Below are 2435 nucleotides of genomic sequence, written 5' to 3'. Positions count from 1 at the left end.
GTCAGGTCGCCTCATCGAACACCTTCGCCGCCTCGCCCAGGGTGGCGGAAGGAGAGAGGGTCAGGGCACTTTCGGGCAGGACGATCCCGAACACTTCCTCGGCCGCCACCACGATTTCCATCAGGGCGAGGGAGTCGATGTCCAGACTCTCCAGTGTCGCGTCGGCCGAGATCCCCTCGGCGGGCACCGGGATTCTCAGATGCTCGGTCAGCAGGGCGATGAATTTCTCGGGAAGTGCATCCTTTTCCAGGGATTTCGTCATACCAACAGCTCCTATTCTCGCGGGGATGGAGAGAGATCTGCTTGGGTTTCCCATGAGTACGGTGCACGGGGCACGTTCGTATGCGCCTCAGGAGTATGTCCCTTGTGCGGCATTCAATTGCGGACGGCTCGCGGGAGGTGATCGCGGAATGGAATGCCGAAGCCATTCTCCATTCGGATGGTTGCATACGGCTGTATAGGTCATCACATGCCCGCAGTCCAGGGGCCGGCAGGCAGACTCGTCCGAAGTCCATGGGAGGTGCCGATGCCCGGTTCCAACAGTGTTGCTCCATCCGCCCCCGGCCTGAGGAACGGCCACGACGTCGAAGGCCGCACGGCGCGCCCCGCCTCGCGCGTGCCGCTGCCACTGACAGCGACACAACACAGGATCTGGCTCGCCGAACAGGAGGCGTCCGGTGGGCACGAGGCGTCCGGTGCGCACGAGGCGTCCGGTGTGCACGAGGCGTTCCGGATCAGCCAGTGCGTGGAGATCCACGGACCGGTCGACACCGGGCTGTTCGAAGCAGCGATGAGCCGGGTCCTGACCGAGGCCGACGCGCTGCGCGTGCGCATCGCCGACACCCCGGGCGGCCCCGTGCAGGAAGTGCACCCGGTGGCCGACGGCACGTGGGCGTGCATCGACGTGAGCGGCGAACCCGAACCTCACGGCGCGGCGCGCCGCTGGATCGCGGCGGACCTGGCCGTGCCGTTCGACCTGGCCCACGGCCCGCTCTTCCGGTGCGCGTTGATCGCGCTGCGGGCGGACCACTGGCTGTGCTACCTCAGCGCTCATCACCTGGTGCTGGACGGCTTCAGCCTCTTCCTGATCGCGCGCCGGTTCACGCAGCTGTACACGCTGCTCGCCGCCGGGCAGGTCGTGGGAGCGTCCCCGTTCGGATCGCTGGCGGACCTGGTGAGGGCCGACCTGGACTACCGGTCCTCGGCGCAGTACGCCGTCGACGGCGCCTACTGGACGCGGACGTTCAGCGATCCGCCGAACCCGGCCCCGCTGCCCGCCCGTCCGGCCTTCGCCGTGCGGGAGGTCGCCGTGCAGGAGGCCGCCGTGCAGGAGGCCGACGAGCAGCACGACGTGGACCGCGGGTACCTGGCCGCGCAGGCCGTGTGCACGAGCGGGTACCGTCCACTCGCACATCCGGAGGCACTCCAGCAGGCGGCCCGGCTCGCCGGGATGGGGCGGTCACGGTTCCTCTGTGCCGCTGCGGCGGTGCATGCGCACCAGCTGACCCGGGAACCCGAGGTGATGATCGGCCTGGTGGTCACCGGCCGCCCGCGGCGCGAACTCATGACCACCCCCGGCGTGCTCAACAACATCCTGCCCCTACGCCTCAGGGTCTCCGCCGGCATGCCGCCGGCCGAACTGCTCAGCCAGGTCGACCGTGTGATGACCCACGCGGTCGCCCACCAGCGCTACCCGGTCGCGGACCTGGCCCGTGACCTCGGCCTGTCCGGCAGCTTCGCCTCCCGGTTCGCGCTGCTCGTCAACCTCATGCCGTTCGGTCGCCCCCTCGACATCGCGCGCAGCCACTGCACCGTCTCCGGCGTCCACCTCGCCGCCGGCCGACCGGCCTGCCTGAAGCTCCTCGCCCTGGACCTGCGCGACGGAGCCGGGCTACGGCTGGAGATGCAGGGCGCCAGCGGGCAGTACACCCGGGCCGACCTGACCGGCCACCGGCAGCGGCTGCTGACCCTGCTCGCCGCCATGACCACGGCTGCCCCGGACCGGCCCGTCGGGGCCTTCGGCCTGCCGACCGTCGATGCGCGAACCCGGTCCCCGAAAGCCGACACCGGCGATCGAGCCCGGCCGTGACCGGCGGCCACACCGCCGGAACCGTCCAACGCGCCAACGCTCTCCAACGCCCCCGGCAGCCCGGAACGGTCCTGGCGGTGGTCTCCACCGCCGCGTTCATGGCCATGCTGGACAACCTGGCGATCACCAACGCGCTGCCCAGCATGGGCGGGAGCCTCGGCCTGGGCATCAGCGGACTCCAGTGGGCCGTGGCGTCGTACACCCTCGTCCTCGCCGCGACCCTGCTCTCCGGGGGCGCGGTCGGAGACCGGCTGGGGCAACGGCGGGCCTTCCTCACCGGGCTGCTCGGCTTCATGGCGGGCTCCGCCCTCAGCTCCCTGGCGACCACGCTGACCGCGATGGTGGC

At 70.4% G+C, this 2435-nt stretch carries 3 protein-coding genes; 2 read left to right on the top strand and 1 reads right to left on the bottom strand.

Translation table 11 applies throughout. The annotated features are described in order from the left end of the window. Position 1: 1 nt before the first annotated feature. Complete coding sequence (locus tag AB0O00_RS35770) at positions 2-262, bottom strand: acyl carrier protein (RefSeq protein ID WP_363658876.1); 261 nt, start codon at positions 260-262, stop codon at positions 2-4. A 453-nt stretch (positions 263-715) separates the two neighbouring features. Between AB0O00_RS35770 and AB0O00_RS35765 the strand changes: the two genes are divergently transcribed. Beyond that, positions 716-2089, top strand: a complete 1374-nt coding sequence (locus tag AB0O00_RS35765) for a condensation domain-containing protein (protein ID WP_363658875.1) — start codon at positions 716-718, stop codon at positions 2087-2089. Next, positions 2086-2435 (top strand): MFS transporter (locus AB0O00_RS35760; RefSeq protein WP_363658874.1); only part of this gene is annotated, 350 nt, incomplete at its 3' end. The genes AB0O00_RS35765 and AB0O00_RS35760, both read left to right, overlap by 4 nt.

It is taken from the genome of Kitasatospora sp. NPDC093558 (assembly GCF_040683475.1).
GTDB lineage: Bacteria > Actinomycetota > Actinomycetes > Streptomycetales > Streptomycetaceae > Kitasatospora.
The sequence above is the reverse complement of the archived record's forward strand: the minus strand, read 5'-3'. Positions and strand labels throughout refer to the sequence as shown.

What these genes read in the sequence shown, in the direction of transcription:
- AB0O00_RS35770 (WP_363658876.1), bottom strand. Translation starts at nt 262, where the DNA reads ATGACGAAATCCCTGGAAAAGGATGCACTTCCCGAGAAATTCATCGCC.